At 51.4% G+C, this 18,833-nt stretch carries 12 protein-coding genes; 3 read left to right on the forward strand and 9 right to left on the reverse strand.

Annotated elements, in window-relative coordinates:
- Positions 1-63 precede the first annotated feature (63 nt).
- Both KRAC_RS34700 and KRAC_RS63105 read left to right on the forward strand, forming a co-directional pair.
- Positions 64-1,437 (forward strand): transposase, encoded by a 1,374-nt coding sequence (locus KRAC_RS34700; RefSeq protein WP_007915469.1) that lies wholly within the window; start codon positions 64-66, stop codon positions 1,435-1,437.
- 187 nt (positions 1,438-1,624) lie between these two features.
- Positions 1,625-2,290: a class I SAM-dependent DNA methyltransferase gene (locus KRAC_RS63105; protein ID WP_007915471.1), complete on the forward strand. Its 666-nt coding sequence runs from the start codon at positions 1,625-1,627 to the stop codon at positions 2,288-2,290.
- Positions 2,291-2,402: 112 nt separating this feature from the next.
- Here KRAC_RS63105 and KRAC_RS34710 read toward each other — a convergent pair whose 3' ends face one another.
- The 9 genes from KRAC_RS34710 to KRAC_RS34750 form a co-directional block, all read right to left on the reverse strand.
- Positions 2,403-2,747, reverse strand: coding sequence for a response regulator transcription factor (locus KRAC_RS34710; protein WP_007915472.1), 345 nt, complete (start codon positions 2,745-2,747; stop codon positions 2,403-2,405).
- A 230-nt stretch (positions 2,748-2,977) separates the two neighbouring features.
- On the reverse strand, positions 2,978-4,249 hold the full coding sequence (locus KRAC_RS34715; protein WP_007915473.1) for a hypothetical protein: 1,272 nt from the start codon (positions 4,247-4,249) through the stop codon (positions 2,978-2,980).
- 8 nt (positions 4,250-4,257) lie between these two features.
- Positions 4,258-6,957, reverse strand: coding sequence for a VirB4 family type IV secretion system protein (locus KRAC_RS34720; protein WP_007915474.1), 2,700 nt, complete (start codon positions 6,955-6,957; stop codon positions 4,258-4,260).
- A 17-nt stretch (positions 6,958-6,974) separates the two neighbouring features.
- Positions 6,975-7,370 (reverse strand): PrgI family protein, encoded by a 396-nt coding sequence (locus tag KRAC_RS34725; RefSeq protein WP_007915476.1) that lies wholly within the window; start codon positions 7,368-7,370, stop codon positions 6,975-6,977.
- 19 nt (positions 7,371-7,389) lie between these two features.
- Complete coding sequence (locus KRAC_RS34730) at positions 7,390-7,779, reverse strand: pilin (RefSeq protein WP_007915481.1); 390 nt, start codon at positions 7,777-7,779, stop codon at positions 7,390-7,392.
- Positions 7,780-8,058: 279 nt separating this feature from the next.
- Entirely contained in the window at positions 8,059-9,300 is a 1,242-nt protein-coding gene (locus KRAC_RS34735) for a CHAP domain-containing protein (protein ID WP_007915483.1), read from the reverse strand.
- Positions 9,301-9,324: 24 nt separating this feature from the next.
- Complete coding sequence (locus KRAC_RS34740) at positions 9,325-11,235, reverse strand: hypothetical protein (RefSeq protein ID WP_007915484.1); 1,911 nt, start codon at positions 11,233-11,235, stop codon at positions 9,325-9,327.
- Positions 11,236-11,254: 19 nt separating this feature from the next.
- Positions 11,255-13,255 carry a hypothetical protein gene (locus tag KRAC_RS34745; RefSeq protein ID WP_007915485.1) on the reverse strand — a complete coding sequence of 667 codons (2,001 nt, stop codon included), beginning with the start codon at positions 13,253-13,255 and terminating at the stop codon, positions 11,255-11,257.
- A gap of 44 nt (positions 13,256-13,299) precedes the next feature.
- Positions 13,300-14,814 carry a hypothetical protein gene (locus KRAC_RS34750; RefSeq protein WP_007915493.1) on the reverse strand — a complete coding sequence of 505 codons (1,515 nt, stop codon included), beginning with the start codon at positions 14,812-14,814 and terminating at the stop codon, positions 13,300-13,302.
- 462 nt (positions 14,815-15,276) lie between these two features.
- On the opposite strand from KRAC_RS34750, the gene KRAC_RS34755 reads away from it, so the two are divergent.
- Complete coding sequence (locus tag KRAC_RS34755; RefSeq protein WP_007915497.1) at positions 15,277-18,534, forward strand: ATP-binding protein; 3,258 nt, start codon at positions 15,277-15,279, stop codon at positions 18,532-18,534.
- The last annotated feature ends 299 nt before the right edge of the window (positions 18,535-18,833 follow it).

Consider the following 18,833-nt stretch of genomic DNA (forward strand, 5'->3'; position numbering starts at 1 on the left):
AGAGCGATACTCCATAGCTAATGAAGGAACAAAGGAGCTTTCATTAGAAAAAGGAGTATCACCATGAACGAGTCTATCACAACAACAACGAACCATTTCACTGGATGCGCCATCCTGGCCGCCATAGGAGCCAAATTGCAGCAATTGGATGTCTTGAGCCCGATCCGCAAGAGAGTGCAGATCAGGCAGAAAACCATCAAGCATACGCCTCTCGACAAGCTGATGGATGCGTTTATCAGTCTGTTGGCTGGAGCCCATGGACTGGTAGAAATCAACAGTCGGCTGCGAGCCGATCCGGGCTTGCAACGAGCCTTCGGTCGAACCTCTTGTGCTGAGCAGTCGGTGGTGCAAGAGACGCTTTCTGCCTGTGCTGAGGAAAATGTCCTTCAGTTGCATCAGGCGCTCGATGAGATCTACCGCGCTCAGAGCCAAGGCTTTCATCATGACTATCAGGCCGCTTTTCAACTCTTGGACGTGGACCTGACGGGCATGCCTTGTGGACCAAAAGCGGCGTTTGCCACGCGCGGCTATTTTGCAGGACTCTATCATCGCCGAGGGCGGCAATTGGGTCGTGTGCTGGCGACCCAGCATGAAGAAGTCGTGGTCGATCAGCTTTTTGCAGGCAATGTCCAACTGATCAAGGCTCTGCAACCGCTGGTAGAGACTGCTGAGACGACCTTGCAATTGGACGATGCCAAACGCAGACGGACCATTATCCGTGTCGATGCAGGTGCGGGAACCGAGGACGACCTCAATTGGCTGCTCTCCCGAGGCTACGAGGTCATGGCGAAAGAATACTCGGGACGACGTATCACGCGACTGTCTCAAACGGTCAAGGAATGGGTCCAGGACCCCACCTGGTCGGAACGTTCCTTTGGCTGGGTGAGCGAGGAAGCCGCTGGCTACGTCCGTCCCATGCGACGTATTGCGGTACGCTGTCGCAGAAGAGATGGCACATTTGCTTATGGCATTCTGATGTGTTCGCTCTCGATTGAGCAGGTTCTTCCCCTTCTGGGATGGGAGGCATCGCAAGCGGCTGATCCCACGGCGGTGCTCTTGGCCTATGTGACCTTTTATGATCAGCGTGGTGGAGGCATCGAAACCTCCTTCAAGGGTGATAAACAGGGATTGGGACTGACGAAACGCAATAAGAAGCGCTTTGAGGCGCAGTACATGCTGGCGCTGCTCGGCTCACTGGCTCACAACGTGGTGGTCTGGGCACGTCGCTGGCTGAACAGCCCAAAAATCCATCGTTATGGCATCTTGCGTATGGTGCGTGATGTCTTTCATGTCAGCGGTTTGCTCCGTTTCAATGCGTTGCATCAGGTGGTTGAGATCGAGCTCAATCAGGACGCTCCCCTGGCTCACTCACTCCTCTATCCCTTGCAGGAGCTGCTTGCTCCCTTCCAGATTGTTGTTATTTTGGGCGAAACTTAGGTAGTCTAAACATCAAATATTAAATACATTTTGGCGGACTAAAAGTAGTAAAATATGATAAAAAGCTTGTTTCCTGATAATAATACGCTTATACTAGATTCGTAGGAATCAGAAATTGCAACTCTTGAGGAGAGGCATTTATTCGGCTGTTAGATTTGTTTATGCGAATGTAGAGGAGTTTGTACTGATGGAGCGAGCAGAGTGGCTTAAGGCGTGCCGCCAGCGCAACGAAACGCGGATGGACACGCTTATTTCTCCTATCTATGATGAGAACTGGGGCGGCTATATCAACAAGACACACCTGCATATGCTTAACCGGCTGCTGGATGCCTCTCCGGTGGGTGGGAGCGTGCTGGACGCGGCCTGTGGCACGGGAAAATACTGGCCAGTTTTGCTGGAGCGTGGCTTTACCGTTGTGGGAGTTGACCAGTCTCGAGGGATGTTACAGCAGGCGCAAGGGAAGCATCCAGAGGTTACGGTAAGGCATATGGGTATGCAGGAACTGGATTTCGTGGATGAGTTTGATGGGATTATCTGCCTGGATGCGATGGAGAATGTCTTCCCCGAGGATTGGCCTCGCATTCTGGCTAATTTCGCCCGGGCGCTCCATCCCTATGGCTTTCTCTATTTTACAGTAGAACTGGAGAGCGAGGAGAACCTGCGTCATGCCTATGAAGAGGGGAAGAAGTTGCAACTACCACTTGCCTACGGTGAGCATGGGCATGAAGGCTATTACCACTATTACCCCAGCGATGAGCAGGTCTGCAACTGGTTTACTGAGGCTGGCTTCTCCCTGCTGAGCACCGATGAAGGGGATGGCTACCTGCATTACCTTGTAAGCAGGCAGCACTGACACTCAACTCTTCGCGCCTGCGGCGCACAGAGTAAGGGTGTGTGGGTGGGAAACGAGCAATGCTCGTTTCCCACCCACACACCCTTACTCTATGAATCGGGATAGAAGAAGTTTAGAAGGCCTCTGGAAGTAATAAATAGCCATAGGTGTTGACGCAATACACATAAATGCCTGTGCCCCTGAGCTTGCTTCGAATACGATCTATGTGTTTGTCCATCATCATACGGACCTTGGTATCCATTTTACAGTTATAGGCCATTAAGGCCAGGTTGGCGTAGGTGACCGGGTTGCCATGTCGTAGTGAGAAGAGTAAACGGTACTCAGTCGATGTCAGCACAATCGTTGTATCGCCAATTGTTACCGCCCGCCTTTCTAGATCCCATGCCATATCTTTCACTCGTCCCCCCTTTTGCTTATATGTTTCCATTGAATTAAAGTAGCGATTAGAGATTGTCATATGTAGAGTGCTTCCTTCCTAAATCGATATGGATTTGTATATATGCAACTACTCAACTCGTTACTGCACGAGGAGTTCTCAGTGCTTACGACGCTTCGTTAGGGTATGGGATGCAGAATCTCTAAAAAATAAAAGAGCAAGTTCACAGATACTATAGTACCTGATTGCTTGCTCTTTGCGCTTTGAACTACTTCACAATTTTTGGGCATTTCCCAATGGTAATGGGGTAATTAGCTCTCTTTCTTCTTCTGGCCTCCCTTTTGTTCTTCGGGAGATCTGAGTTCGCGCACTACGCGTTGTAAGTCCTTATCATGATGAAAGACGTCGGGGAGTGGTCCTTCAAAGGGGTTCCCAAACACATAGAGTTGCTCGGGGTCGGATGTCTCCTCTGTGGCCAGGTTTTTACCCTGTTCTTCTATCGTGCTACTCTCTTGAAAGAGGTCTATTAAATCGCTCTGCACATCAAAGGGATTGGCGATCTCGCTTGGTTGTGCCCGCGTTGGCGCGATGGCTTCGATTTCTGCCAGGTCGTGCTTTACTGCTGTTTGCTCTGCTGTGTCTTCGCTGCCTGATTTCTCCGTGCCTGCTTCGGATTGGAAAAATCCGAGGTCTTGTAAGACTTCTGTCTGTTCTTGCTCGTTGGCTAGCTGGGGCTCCCGCTTTCTGCGAGCAGACCTGGCGGTCCGTCGGTGTTTAGCTGTATCTTCCTCTTCTTCAAAGGGATTCTCAATCACACTTGTGCCAGGAGGCAGAAGCGGAGCTTCTTCTTCTGCCTGGGCACCTTCAGCCTCTCCAGTAGTGGGAGCCTGTTCGGGCCTCGCTTCTGGCGTGAATGAGGGGGCCTGCGTCTCCACTTCTTCCTCAAAGGGATTGACGAGCTTGAGATTGTGTTGAGGAGACTGACGCGGGGTTGGACTGGACGTGAGCAATGACCCCATTTCCTGGCTGTAGTCCTGGTTTACAGGTGTTGGTGTTGGCGGGAGAGGCTGTCTCTCCTGCTGTGTCCAGGTGCCGGATTGCATAGTCTGTGCTGGTGCTGCCTGTTGTTTATATTGCTCTGCTGAGGTGACCGGGGGTGGCGAATACAGCGGAGCGGCGGGCCACTGCTGACTATTCGCGACTGGCTGTTGTGCCTCACTCATTGGGCTGAAATATAGCTGTTCTTGCCCTGGCAGGCCGGGCTGAGCCTTACTCGATTGAGAGAGTGCAACAAGAGCCATAATTTCAGCACAAGCCAGCCTGAACCAGAGTACCCATGCCGCCAGGAGCAGAATTGACTGGAGGAATAGCCAGAAGGCAGGCAACAGCAGTGTTGCCTGCGGGTGGGACCATAAACTACTCCACTGCACACAGACGCGTGTGAACTGTACCCAGGTTGTTGGGGGCCAGCCTTCCAGGCAGAGAATGAGTATCGCCGTCACCCCAATGGGGAGGCAGCGATACACAAGTTGTTTTTGAATTGGTGTGGATGTCGGTTTTGGCCTGCTCTGTGATGCCTGCATATGATTCCTCAGTCCCTACGACTCTGGTCGATAGGCGTAAGCGATCCCTGCACTACTGTCTGCCCGTTTGGTGGCTTGCGCCCATTTTTCTGCGAGGCATGCCCATTCGCGAGGTATTCTAGCTGTTCAATGCTATCTTCAATATTGGTCGCGTGAGCCGTGCTTGCCTGTAGGGTTGTATTCGCCATTTCGGCCTCTTTGGGAGAGGCCACGACCTCCATAGGCGTCCAGTTTTTGGTGGCGAAAAGCCCCTCGCCACGCCTGGCCGCCAGCAAGAAGTTGCGCTGTCCTCGACTCAAACGGAAGGTGCGTACCACCGATTCTATGGTTGAAGAATCCTGCTTCATCAAGAACTTCATGGTCGCCATCGCCAGAATTGTCCTGCCCTCTTCCGTGCTCAGGAAGTCGTCGGAGTTCTGGGTTGTACACCAGAGGCCGCCGCCATACTTACGAATTCTCCTAGCAAACTCCGCGAGGAACTTCGCGCCTTGCGGGAACTGCATGAGTAGCCAGGCTTCATCGATCAAGATAATGGTATTGCGATCCATCGTTCCTTCGCGAGCCTGGCGCATCTTAGTCCAGAGGAACTCAGTAATGAGAAAGAGGCCAATGGGTTTCAGCGTATCATTTAACTCGCGAATATTGAAGTCGACAAAGCGATTATCCAGAATGATGCGTGTACGAGCCGGAAAGAGGTGCAGATAACGCTCAAGACGCTCGCTCAGGCCAAAAGTATCCTCGCCCACTCCGAAGCGCTGATCTCCACGTGAGGCGCTGGACATGATCACAAAGAACTCCTGCATATTGGGTGGAGTCCGATGATGGGTCGCGCTATCCATGGTGATGCCCCGGTTCTCATAGGTTTTGGTCAAGCACCTATAGAGGAAGGCTTTCTCTTTCTGGGTCAGGATACCGCTATCGGAGAGCAGTAGCTCAAGGAGACTGACCAGGTTGAGTAACTTCTCGCGGAAGAAATTGCCCTCATCGTCTTGCTCCTCCTGTTTGGTCTGGCCTGGGCGCTCGACAGCGCCATACAGATCAAAGGGATTGAGTTGTAGCGACTCGGAGGAGAGGCGTACATATTGCCCTTTGACCTGGTTGCAGAGATTGTTATATTCGGCTTCAGGGTCAATGACATAGACATTGCTCGTAGGGAGCAGGCGGCAGGCGACTGTCTTGAGGAAGAAGCTTTTGCCGGCGCCAGATTTGGCGAAGACCACCATATTGGCGTTTTCCAGCTCCTGACTATTAAAGGGATTGAGAATGATCAGGCTCCCGTTAGGGTGAATGCCGAACATGACTCCCGTATCCATGCTGATATCGCTACCAGTAAAGGGATAGAAGGTCGCGGCAGAGCCTGTGCCAAAGAGGCGCGCGCGCCCGAGTTGATTATCGCCATCAGGAAGGCAGCTTAAGAGTCCGGCGTGATGCTGCCAGTGGGCGGGCAGGGCTCTAAAATCAAGGCTGCGGATAGCCGAGATGAGGCGATTATTGCGCTCGCTCAATTCGCGACGGGTGCGTGCGCGTACCTGTACGAAAAGCGACATGGTAAAGATGCGCTCATCCCCGCGTGCCAGTTTTTCGCGCAGGGCCTCAATATCATTCAGCGCGATGGCATCTGTGGGATCGGCGGATCTGCCCTGTCGTTGCGAGGCCAGAATCGAGCCACGGAACTCCGTCGCCTTCTTGCCCAGGCGTGCCGTGACCTGCTGAGGCGAGAGGGGCGAGATATGAATGCTAAAATCGACATGTGGCTCATCGACCTGGATGATTGCATCAAGCCAGCCGGGATAGACACTACGCGGATAATTGACAAAAGCCAGAGTGCGCACAAACTCGTGGCCCATCTCGCCCGCGATGCGCACATACCAGGGAAAGACCTCGATGCTACTGGGCGCGATAAGCTCAGGAACGCTCACAAAATCAGGCACTTTCTGTTTGGCCTTTTTCTCGCGCTTCTTTCCCTTTTTGCCCTTCTTGCTTTGTGGTTCTTCCTCCCTGGCGGCCTCTTCGTTCAACTCCTCAAGCGAATAGGTCCCTGGATTGAGCGGTACCTGTTCGCGCGCTGAGCCCATCAGGTTATTTACCCCGTTCACCAGGTTATCGCTCATGGGGAACTGGCGAGCCTCTTCCGAGAGAAGGCACTGTTGGTAGAGCGCGATAATCTCTTTATCGTTCAAGCGCCGCCCAGAGAGTCCCAGGCGCTCTAACTGGCGTAAGAGTTCATCTGAGCGTAATTTGAGCTGTGTCTGGGCGTTGACCAGGGCCTCGGCCTGATTTCTGGTTATGGTGGCGTCCGCGGGAATAATAATATAGAAGTTGCGCTTCACCAGGGCGCGTTTGGATGCTAACTGGCGCACAAAGTGGGCGTGGTCATGCATGACGTCCGCGAGGTCGCCCTGGGTGTCTTCCAGTCCTCGCAGATAATTGTCGAGTTGGTGTGGCAGATTTTTGATAAGGATCTGAATAGGAAATGACAACCCATTGAGAAAGCTTTTAAAGCCCTCAATCAGCGCATCCTGATCTTCTTCAGACATCAGCGAAAAATTGACGGTTTGGATCTTGAGAATGGAACGGTACTCACGGACCTTCCTGCCGAAGCTTAAACACGCCACATCGCCCGCAGCTTCACGCAGTCGCACGAATGTCTTGATCACATTGCCGGTTCCACTTATCATCTGGCTAGGTGTCTGCGGGACCGTTAGCATAATAGGAACTCCTTGCGCTATTCGAGAAGATCTTCTTCTTCGTTTATTTGCTGCTTCGTCTTTTTCTGTGCCTCCGCCAACGCGGGGTTCTCCCTGGTATCATCATCCTCTAGAGGTTTATAGATAAAAACCCTGGGCATACCGATATAGAGGAGCCAGCACATGGCCCACTCCTCCAGCGGACGTTCCGCGATAGGAACCATCGCGATCACAAGCGCCAGCAGGGCCGGAATACAAGCGATAATGACACTTGCCACGCCCCACAAAGCACCGGGCAGCAAGGGGGAGATACTCCCCCAGAGGGAGTATCCACCCACGATGCCACACACGATGATAAGCAGTTCCCGCCCCGTTCGCCCAAATATCACCTTTGGCTGCTCATTGAGAAATGTTGGTATCTCCTCTTTCTGCATTTTGTAAACTCCAATGCAATTACTGTTGGAATGCGTTTTGGAGAAGAGTGGAGAGGCCAGCCCCTAGCAAGATAATGATCAGGCCAATAACCGCTGCCGTCAAGGCCATATTGGACATAGCCACGCGCCGATCGCTACCGAAGGAAAGTATGCGCATAATGCCCGCGCCTATTATACCGATCAGGAAGATCGTAAAGCCAAGTACATAGACAAGGCCTCTGATACTATTTGCGAAATTGACAATATCCTTATAAGGATCACCAGTTGATTTAGGATCTCCAGGTGTTGGAGGGGGGGCCAGGTGCTGGAAGGTCGAAGAAATATTGTTGAATACAGGAATAATCCCATGCACCTGATTCAAAACCAGGTGCGGATCAATCATCAGCTGGGTGATGTGAAGCAAGAACATAAGCTCGTCGTCCCTTTCTCTTTGATGAGTAATACCCTACCGTTGCATCTTAACTTCTATATGGGCAAAAATCAATCTACCAGCGCATATTAGCCATATAGAAGCTAAGATTCTATGAAATACGTAACAAATTACAAGAATTTGTATCTACTCAGGACTTCTCGCCACTGCGTGGCTCGCTGGGGTCAGGGTGTGTGGTGCTGGAGCTGGCGGAGCCAGCTCCAGCACCACACACCCTGACCCGCTGATACGTCGCAGACGCTGGGAACACCTCATAACTCACGCCTCTCCATTGGGCATAAACTGTCTATAGGGAGGAGGATTTCCATTCGTATATGTTGCCCAGGGTGTAAAGCTTGTGCCATTGTTGCTGATGCGATAACCCTGCTCAAAGGCGCATTTGGGATCAAAGGCGCAGGCATCGCTTACTTCGCTGTGCCAGTGGTTATTGATCTGGATGATGCCTCTATCCAGGGAATGATATTGATCAGTGTTTGTCAGACAGTTCTTGGGATTGAGGCCACTCTCGGCATGCGCGATAGCTACGATGACCAGGAGCGAGTGCCCGGTAAAGCCCGCCTGTGATGCCAGGGCAGTTGCCTGATCGTTTGTTAGTGGTGTCGCGTTTTTGTCGCAACTTGCGCCTCCCGTTGGTGTGTAGGCGGCGTGGAAGGGGTCCCCCCATTGCTGACTCAGGGCCTTGTTATGAATAAAGCCTTCAATTGTAAATGAACTCCATCCAGACTGCATCAAGCCAGAGGAATTGATCGACCAGCGCATAAAGGTCAGGTGTTCAGAGGCATTCTGGGTATAGTTATTGGGGGCATTGCCTTGCACCATATACACGTAGCCACTTTTCCCGCCCTGGGGGGGATCGACGCCTGCCACCATGGCGATATGCCCGGCGGGATTGGGACCCGCGAGCACGACCAGGTCGCCAGGGGAGGGCATACCCGTGCCATTAGGAATATAATTCCAGCCACGACTTTCATAGGGGGCGCGATTCGTCCAGTATTCGTGTGCCGTTGGCTGTGCTGGAAGATCGACGCCTGCCATCAGAAAGGTCGTGTGGATGAAATAGGCACACTGCATGGGATCAAAGTCCGCTTCATCCGGTATTGAACCGCCCCCCTCCTGCTTCAACCTGTTTATCACGACCTGCATCACCGGGTTGCTGCGGTCAACGACATTGAGGCTGCCGTTTGCGTTCTCTTTCAAGACGCGCTCGATGGCGACGCCCACCAGCACCGCGTTCTTAGAATTGATCATCTGCATCAGGTCGCCATCGAGTGTGCCGCTAGAGGCCGTGGTCGTAGGTGGGTTCATCTCGCTATCATAGCTAGCCTTCATATTGGCGGTCCACCAGCCTCCAATGCCTCCCAGGAGGAAGAGGCTACCTACGATAAAGGCGAACATGTGCAGGCCCAGCGTGGTTACGACGCCTCCAAATGAGCCCAGTATGCCTCCGCCTCCACCCAGACCCCCCAGTCCCAGGGCGCTGCTACCTCTAACTTTACTCATAGGTTCCTTCCTCTGGTTCCCTTTCTAACGAGCTGCCCCAGCGATGGATACCGCGCTGGACGCCACCTGAGTAATCATCTGGAATTGTGTGATCTGCATAGCGATAGTTGCGCCTACAGCCTGACCCATCATCTGCCCGGCTGATGTCAAGGTACGCATCGGGGCATTGCCTATGAGCGAGGGAATACGCGCGACGAACCAGAGACAGGCGATGCGCATAATATCCCTTAGCGTCCCGTCCGACAGGTTGCCGATGATATGATTAGGATCACCACCCACAAAGGCCAGCATGTTTCCCAATAAGACCTGGATCACAATCAGGGCTACCACCATCAGGAATTGCACCATGACCGTCGAGATAAAGCCCTGGAGCCAGAGGCGTGCCACGGGTTGCCCTACCTTGCCGGGTAAGGCCCAACAGACAATGCCAAGCGGCGCCGTAATGATATACAGGTTAATGAAGAAGAGGCGGATGATCATCTGCGCCAGAAACATCAAGGCCAGGATTTTAGCCACTATTTGCGTGGCATCGCCCAGGCTTTGCAGGTTGTCAAAGAGACTGGTGAAGTCTAATTTATCAGGTACAAGCTGAAAGGTTGTGCCAGTGGCGTCATTCTCACACGAGTAAATAATCGCGTCTCCTATGTAGTCAGGGCCAGACTGCGGGTCAGGACCCCTTGCTCCCCCAAAGAAAAGGTAGGATATGGCTACGTTGTATTGCAATCGAGATGTAAAAAAAGGATCAGGAAGAGTACGCGTATATTTAAAATCATCTTTCAGAATTCGATCTATTTCGTCATTCATCTGTTGCCAGTCTTGGTACCACTTCAACGGCTGGACTCCCATAGTGGCAATGTCGGATTTCATCGTGCCCGACATTTTATTGAGATCAGCCTGATCTTGAGGATTTATGCTCTCCCCATGCGCGTCGGTTTGCAACTTCATCCAACGGACAACGGAATCGAGATACATATAGAGTGGAGCACCATCGCCATTGCCAAAGAGTTTATCGCGACGGGTCCTATCGAAATTGATCTGATATACTTGACAGATCATATCCTGGTTAAATTGCTTTACATCAATGCTTGTTGAACTTGCACCACTGCCTTGGGGCGCATCCGGACCTGGCCACTTTTTTGCTGCATCCTGCCAGGTCACATTGGTCTGAGATTCATAGGTATGCTCATCAGTCTGAAACGCGCTGGGAAAAAAGAGGTGCAAGGTATAGAGCTTCTTATCTCCAGCGCCAAAGCCAGAGGCAGAGCGATGAATATTGGGATTGGTTTGCGCGAATGTATAGATGCCTTCGACCATGTTATTGTTGAGCCCGATCATCATGGTCATAAATACCAGGCTGATGTGTGCCACGATGATCGCAAGCAAGATGCCAGGTAAGTTCTCAATCGCGCTTGCATAGCGAAAGACACTGCCCGCGAAGATCACTCTCAACCCATTGAGGGCAATAATAAGCGCGAGCAGCATGTCCACAAAAAAGAGCATCAGGCCCCAGAGATTTCTGACACTACCGTTGTCAATCGTGATATCAGCAGGTGTGAAAAAGAAGAGAGCATTCCCTTTCGAGATAGGATTCTGGATCTTGCCATCGCCCGTGTAGGTACCCGAGCCACTGGTCCCCTCCAGGCATTGGTTTTTCTGCTCCTGCGTGGCGTTAGGATCGCTACAGGGGTCGCCCTGTAGCTGGAAGTGGAAGGCTCGCTCAAGAGGGCTGGCAATGGTGTTTATGCCCATAATAGGGCCCGGCAGGTGCATATGTGGCGCAACGGTAGCAACAGTGACCTGGAATGTAGGGAGCAGCCTGAGCATAAGCATCATGCTATTCACTGTTAACACAATACCTGCCAGTGCCAGATACTGCCACCAGCGCTTCGGCGGCTGCCCGCGTTTAAAAGGCCACATTTTCTTTATCTTTAGCATATGTAATTCTCTTTTCATCCTAGCGGGCAAATGAGGCGACGACTCCAACTGCGCTGGTAACGGCTTGCATGACCATTTGCGCACGCGCTACCTGTGCTTGCATTGTTGTTACGGCTACCTGTCCCAGCATCTCTCCCGCCGCTCCCATGATTTGCATGGGAGCGTTACCAAAGAGCGAGGGAATACGCATGACAAACCAGAGACAGGCGATGCGCATGAGTTCACTCAACGTACTGTTTGACAGGTTACCTATGGGATGGTTGGGATCGCTTCCGACAAAGTTCAGCACATTCCCTAATAAGACCTGGATCACGATCAAAGCTACCACCATGACAAATTGCACCATGACCGTCGAGAGAAATCCCTGCAACCAGAGCCGGGTTATCGATTGCCCTATCTTACCCGGCAAGGCCCAGCAAGCGATGCCGAGTGGAGCTGTAACGATATACAGATTAATGAAAAAGAGGCGCACGATCATCATTCCCAACAACATCAAGGCCAGCAGCTTGCTAAAGAACGATACACCGCTTACGAGATCCTGTATATTTTTAAAAAGATCCTTAAAGTTCAGATCATCTGGCACCAGTTGAAAGGTATTACCTGTGGCATCGTGCTGGCAGCTATACTCAAGCATGTCGCCTTCGTGTGGTGGGACGCCTTGCAGGAGCTTATGAATGTTCGCGCGAAGTATGGCTTCACCGCCACGCCCCTGGCCATCATCTCCCAGGCGGAACTTCTCGGTCTGCGGTATATCCTGGCCATATTGATTCCAGGCATCGTCCATCTGCTTATCCCAGGAGTCCTGGGTCGAGGTCCCCACAAAGGCATCGTTATACCAGGCCAGGCGATCACTCCCGCTGCTAAGCTTCTCCATGTCTCTATCGATACCAGCCAATATATTATCGAGCTCTATCTGCACATTATCAGGAACTTTCTTGCCATCATATTGCTTTAAATCATCATTGCGCTGTTTAAAAAGGTTGTATAAACCACCATTGTGATAGTCCCCATTGGGACCAAATATTTCCAGCCTTAAATTACTATCAAAGTTGGTCCATTCCCAGGTACAAACTAGGTCTTGAAACTGCTTTATGTCTTGATCCGTCTGAGGCGTTCCCCACTGCTTTGCAGCTTCTTGCGGAGTAAGATTGGGATTCCCATTGAAGCTTGATCCCATATGCTCGTTGTATGAGGGGAATAGCACATGCAGGTACAGATCCTGCGTCTTCCCACCATCTTTAAAGCCCGAGGGCGAGCGATGGATGGCAGGATTATTCTGCGCAAAGTTATAGATGCCCTGTGTCATTGCATTGCCGGCTGTGAGCATGGCGAGCATAAAGGCGAGACTGATATGCGCGGCAATAATGGCCAGGAGCACGCCTGGAAGACTCTCAATTGCCTGGGCATAGCGAAAATTAGTTCCCGCCATAAGGACGTACAGTCCATTCAGCATCAACACAAGCACAAGCAAAATATCCACAATACTCAGGGACGCGCCCCAGAGCAGGTTTATCTGTGGATTGGCAATGCTGACTTCGTAGGGCGTAACGAAGAAGAGCAGGCTACTTTTTGAGATTGGGTTCTGAATTTTAGGGTTTTGCTGTGTATAGGTATTTCTCCCTTTAATGCCATCCAGGCATTGCTGGAGCTGTTGAATAGATGTCCTGCAGGCCTGCGCGAGATCGTTGCACTGGACTGCGGTGGGATCATTATTACAGTGCTCGACGACATTCTGTACGCATTGAGCATACTGGGTGGCGTCCTGCACACCCCCACAGGGATCGGCCTGCGCTTGCGTGTTGCCATGGGATAGTAATTGCTCAAGGGGAGCCGTCAGGGCAGCCAGTCCCGTAAGATGAGCCTGCTTCCCGGTAGAAACTAAAGATACCGAATGCGAAGAGAAGATCAGAGTTCCCAGGATCATATTGACCACGACTAGTGCGATGACAAGGTCAAGGAAATGCCACCAGCGCCGCCGTCGCGGTTTCATGCCAGGCAAGAGCATTCGTTTTATGTTCATAAGCATTTCTCGTTGTCGTTCTTCTCTTTGCATGTGTAGTTACATTAGCGGGCGGCGGCAGCTATAGAGACACCGCTTGATACCGACTGCATGACAAATTGAGCCTCCGCGATCTGAATAGCTATCGTTGCGCTAACGGCCTGGGCCATGGCCTGTCCCGCCATTGTCATAGTGCGCATGGGCGCGGTCCCCAATAGCGAGGGAATGCGTATAAGAAACCAGAAAAAGCACAGGCACATTAGCTTTAAGAGTGTAAAGACGTCGAGTTGCCCAGGCCCATAATCCATACGATCCGATGTAGTAAGCGGTGTAGCGACGAAATGCAGTATAGCGCCTGCCATCATTTGCATCACAATCAGAGCAACCACCATCACAAACTGCACCATAACCGTTGAAATAAAGCCTTTGAGCCACAAATTTGTTACCGATTGGCCGACCTTGCCCGGCAAGGCCCAGCAGGCCAGGCCAAGTGGCGCGGTAACGATATAGAAAATAATAAAGAACAGGCGAATGATCATCTGGGCCATAAGCATGAGAGCCATCACCTTCAGGATTATCTTTAGCCCATTTGATAAGTCCTGTAGATTGTCAAAGAGATCGGTAAAATTAAGATCCTTTTGTATCATGATGCTTCTTACGATCGCATCGGTCGGGAGATTTTTGCAGTAATAGGTTCCAAACCAGTGGTGGCTCTTGAAAAACTCCGTTACCTGCTCATCCCAGAAGTCGGTATATGGACAGTCTTTTTTCAGACTATCAGGAAGGTTATCGTATTCAGGGGTACCGTGAAGCCCTTTGCCAATGACGATATTGACTGTGTATGGGTTTTTCCCTTCGCTCGTGGCTACCCCATCACTTTGAAAGATGTATGTGCTCGACCATTGGTAGGTATCATAAACCAGAATATTATTCAGGCCCAGAAAGGCCATGACAAAGGTTATGCTGAGGTGGGCCGCGATAATTGCGAGGAAGATGCCAGGTAACTCCTCAACAGCCTTGTCAAAGCGGAAAACAATGCCCGAGAAGATGACTCTGATACCATTGAGCATGAGAACTAGCACAATAAAGGCATCGACAATTATCAGGATGCCTTTCCAGAGCTCGCGCACCTGGGTGTTATCAACAGTGTATTTATAGGGTGTATAGAAAAATAAGGCGCTGCTATCGGAGATGGGATTCAGAACAGGCGATTGGTATTGCGGGTCCCGCTTCGTATTTTTGTATGTATCCCCATCATCATTAAAGACACCCTCCAGGCAGCTTCCATCCAGGTGCTCCGCATTCGTGCACGCTGGATTGTCGGTGGACGACTGCGGCGTATTTACGTTCTGGGTATTATGAGGTATGGCTGGAATAGCCAGGCTCGTCTGACTGCCTTGCTTCTTTTGCGGAGCGGTCCCCGAGGAGGACGCAACATGTGTTCGAGGCAGCAGAAAAATGAGGAGCAGTACAATATTGAAGATAATGAATACAATGATGAGATCAAGATAAGCAAGCCAGCGACGCTTTTTTCGTGGCTCTGCTTTTGACTCTGGCGTACCCTTTTTCTTTATTCTCATAACGCGCCCTAATTCAACTTAATTCCGATTTTACATCATTGCATGTATGTAAGCACATTAGGAAGAAGAATAGCAATCTTTGGCCCCTATCTGGCTATTCTGGTATACATTCACGAATAGTACTGGATATGTAGAATGGCCAAATTAGGTTAGAATCGCGATAACCATACACATATGACTGTGTATTAGCTAAATGATAGAAGAAATTGCTGCGAACAGGTAGGGGTAAATGGGGACAAAAAGTTTCCCTATTTATACCTATCAAAAACAAGGTTTTTATGCTATTCTGGCAATTGTATAGGTACAAGATGCTTTTGTTTGGCGAGATAAACTTCTTTCTGAAAGGGGAGTGTACTCAGGACTTCTCGCCACTACGTGGCTCGCTGGGTCAGCGAAGCGCCGCAGGCGCTGAGAATACCTCATCAAGAGAGAAACTGAGTAGTTACATGAAAGGTTGCTTCTATGGTTCCCGGATTTGATGTTGAGTCATTGAATAAGCTAGGGAAGCTCATTGCCGGGCTTGAACGATATAATTTAGAGGGGGCCGCGCCAGAGACTTTTGATGCAATAGACTTACTGGAAGAGGGTGAGCAGGCTTTCTTCAAAATAAAGGGTCTGACTGACTTTTGGAGTCAGAACAAGGAGATGGATTTCGCGCACCATGTGGTGGATATCGTCATAGGGGCCCATCACCAGCGACATGCCGATCTAACCTTTCTTTTGTTGGGGACGGGGACAAAACTGGCCGTGTATATATCATTAGGAACCGAGAAGACAACCAGAAGTATCCTTGAAGGCGTCTTTCCTGGAATTGTGTTAGAGCCAGTGGCTACGCAGGACCTGGTGGCTTTACTGCGCTTCCCTTTTAAAGCCCAGGGATTGCTGACAGGTATACCGAGCCGGAAGGCGTTCGATCCTAACCGCCCCTCCGTCCAGAGTGAACAGGATGGGCAACAGGTTAGCCACAATGTGAATGGCAGCAAAGATCAGGCGCAAATGGAGCGCGTCATTCGGGGTATGCATGGCGCGAACTGGGCGTATATGGTCCAGGCTCACCCACGGCCCCGGCAGAAGGTTGTCGAGGAGCGCATGCGCACCGTCGATCTGCTGACCCAGATCACGACGCGCTCACATGTCCAGTGGTCATCCACAAAGCAAGAGAACCAGCAATTTACCTCCATTGATTCGGGGGGGCAGACGAAAAGCTTTAGTGGTGATATGATCAACTACCGGGCCCAATACCTCAAAAAATTGCTAGAGCGCGAGCTTGAGCGCCTGGACCAGGCGGCCGCTGCTGGCCAGTGGATAGTCCATACCTACTTTGGGGCCAGCACAGCCGATGACGCGCAGCGCCTTGCCTCGCTCTTGTTGGGGACACTGGCTGGTACTGATTCGCGTCCAGAGCCACTGCGCGCCTCTATATGTGAGAAATATGGGGCTTCTCTTGAGGAGTACTATACCTTCCTCAGTTCACAGGAGGTCGCGACGCTGATCCAGTTACCACGTGAAGAGGTGCCAGGATATGCGATCCACGATTATGTCAAATTCGATGTCGATTTTGACACGCCAGAGGGTGGCAATTTGCCCCTCGGCAAAATTCGCCATAATGGTCATGATTCGCAGGAGACTTTCGATATTTCCCTGGATGCTTTAACCAAGCACGCGGTCGTCATCGGTGTCACAGGTAGCGGTAAAACAACCACAGTGATGAATCTCCTCGACCAGGTGATCGAGGCACGCAAACCATTTCTGGTCATTGAGCCGGCGAAAACCGAGTATCGCTCCTTACGCAATGCTTTGATGGATCGAGCCGATATCCGCATCTATACGCTCGGTAATGAGATGGTGGCACCGTTTCGCCTCAATCCTTTCGAATTCGAGGTAACGGATGAACCTGGAAGTGGTGCCCTGATGACGCATATCGATTTTCTGAAGGCGGTCTTTACTGCGGCCTTCCCCATGTATGCGCCCTTGCCCCAGGTGTTAGAGACCGCGATCTACGAAATTTATGAAGATAAAGGCTGGGATGTTACCAGTGGCACCAACAGGCGCTTAACCAGGTGGACGGAGCGCCAGAAGTATCCAATCTTCCCCACGCTGGCCGATCTCGACCGCAAGGCCCAGGTTGTCGCGGACCGCCTCCAGTACAATCCCGAGGCGGACGCGCATATTAAAGCCTCGCTCAAAGCGCGTATCGGCTCGTTGCGTATTGGTGCGAAGGGGCTCATGCTCGATTGCGCGCGTGGTATTCCCATGGCTGAACTCCTGGCGCGGCCAACGATCCTTGAACTTGAACGGATCGGCAACGACGATGAGAAGACCTTTATTATGGGCCTCTTGCTCTCCAAATTATACGAATATCGTCGCCTCCAGGCGGATACGGCTACTGATGAGAATAAGTTGACCGGACATGAGTTACGCCACCTGATTGTCTTCGAGGAGGCTCACCGCCTACTCCAGAATACTGGCCCTGTCATGCCCTCCAATCCCGATTCGGCCAACCCCCGCGCCCAGGCCGTCGAGGTCTTTACCAACATGCTCTCTGAGATCCGCGCGTACGGACAGGGCGTGCTGGTCGCGGAGCAGATACCCAGCAAGCTCGCGCCCGATGTGTTGAAAAACACCAATCTAAAGATCGCGCACCGCTTGATTGCGCAGGATGACCGGCAAAGCGTGGCCCAGACGATGAATTTGAATCCGTCCCAGCAGATGCACCTGGGTGTGCTCACTCCCGGCCAGGCCGTGGTTTACGCGGAGGGCGCGGATCACTCCTACCTGGTGCGCATGGAGAACTACAAGCGCAATTTGCAACCTTTATCTGACGCTGAGTTAAAGCGTGCCGGCCGCACGTACGCCTCGGTCAAGGCGTTTCAGGCCATCATGGATTATGATACCTACCACATTCCAACGACTCTGATGGGAGGGCCAAATCCTACCCTCTACCAGGCCGCTACGAAACTGCTAGATATGGAGCAGAACCAGTGGTTCTGGGCTAATCTTTTGCTACGTCTCGTTGTGCAGCCCGAGGGCGTAATGACTGCGCTATTACGCTTTACCGAGAGTATTGAGACTGAAATGGCCTATCTCTCCACTGAGCAGCAAGATGAACTCTTGCGCATGGTACTTGTCCAGGGATGCGCGCAGTTAATCCAAACGCGAGGCGCCAGATTTGGCTGGCCGTATCCTCTAACAGAAGAATTACGTACGGCGCTCACCTATGGACTCGCGCATATGTCCTATACCTATCAGATGGCAAACGCGGAGGGCACCTCTCACACTGAAGAAAGTTTACAGCAGCTCCAGGCGATGTTTGAGCAGGCAGGGGAGTATCTGGAGCGATTTATCAGTAGATATAGTCAGCTCTCGCAGCGCAGGCATGGACCTTTTAACGGATGTGTTCATTGCCAGGCCAAATGCCTGTATCGCAGTGATGTAAATACCCTATTGACCCCCAAAGATATGCAGTGGCTTCTGGGAGAGCTTCTAAATGATGCGTATACAACAACAGAAGAGCGATACGAGGCTGTTATGCAGACTGCTATCAGGCTCGTTCAAGGCTGGTTAGCAAGCGAGGAAGCTAGTTCTACTCAATTTGGCGTTGGCTATTGCGCGGTTTTGCATACTATTGCCAATGCCGACATGAGTGAGTATGAACGCGTAGCAGCCAGCGACGGATTACAGTCATACTTTACAAATCAGAATAATCAGGAGGCGGAATAAGAATCCCTACAATTCACCTGAGTTTTGGCGGCTGCACTATCTTACTGTTAATTATAAGGACAATAGACTTCGTTGCTCAACAAATAAGAACTTGCTTGTGGTTTTAGTAACCTCTTACGTGGAAACCAATGTCACTATCGCGGCCGGCTAGTGCTCCCGCTTGCAGGTTTCCGCATAGGCAGGAAAAGGAGATTGAGTGCAATGCGATCTATTAGAATAAAGACACCATCTACGCCCAAAATACCTAGCTCACTCAGGAAATCATCGGCCCCTACCAGGATGCCAACTCCCACCAGGCC

Source organism: Ktedonobacter racemifer DSM 44963 (assembly GCF_000178855.1).
Taxonomy (GTDB): Bacteria; Chloroflexota; Ktedonobacteria; order Ktedonobacterales; family Ktedonobacteraceae; genus Ktedonobacter; species Ktedonobacter racemifer.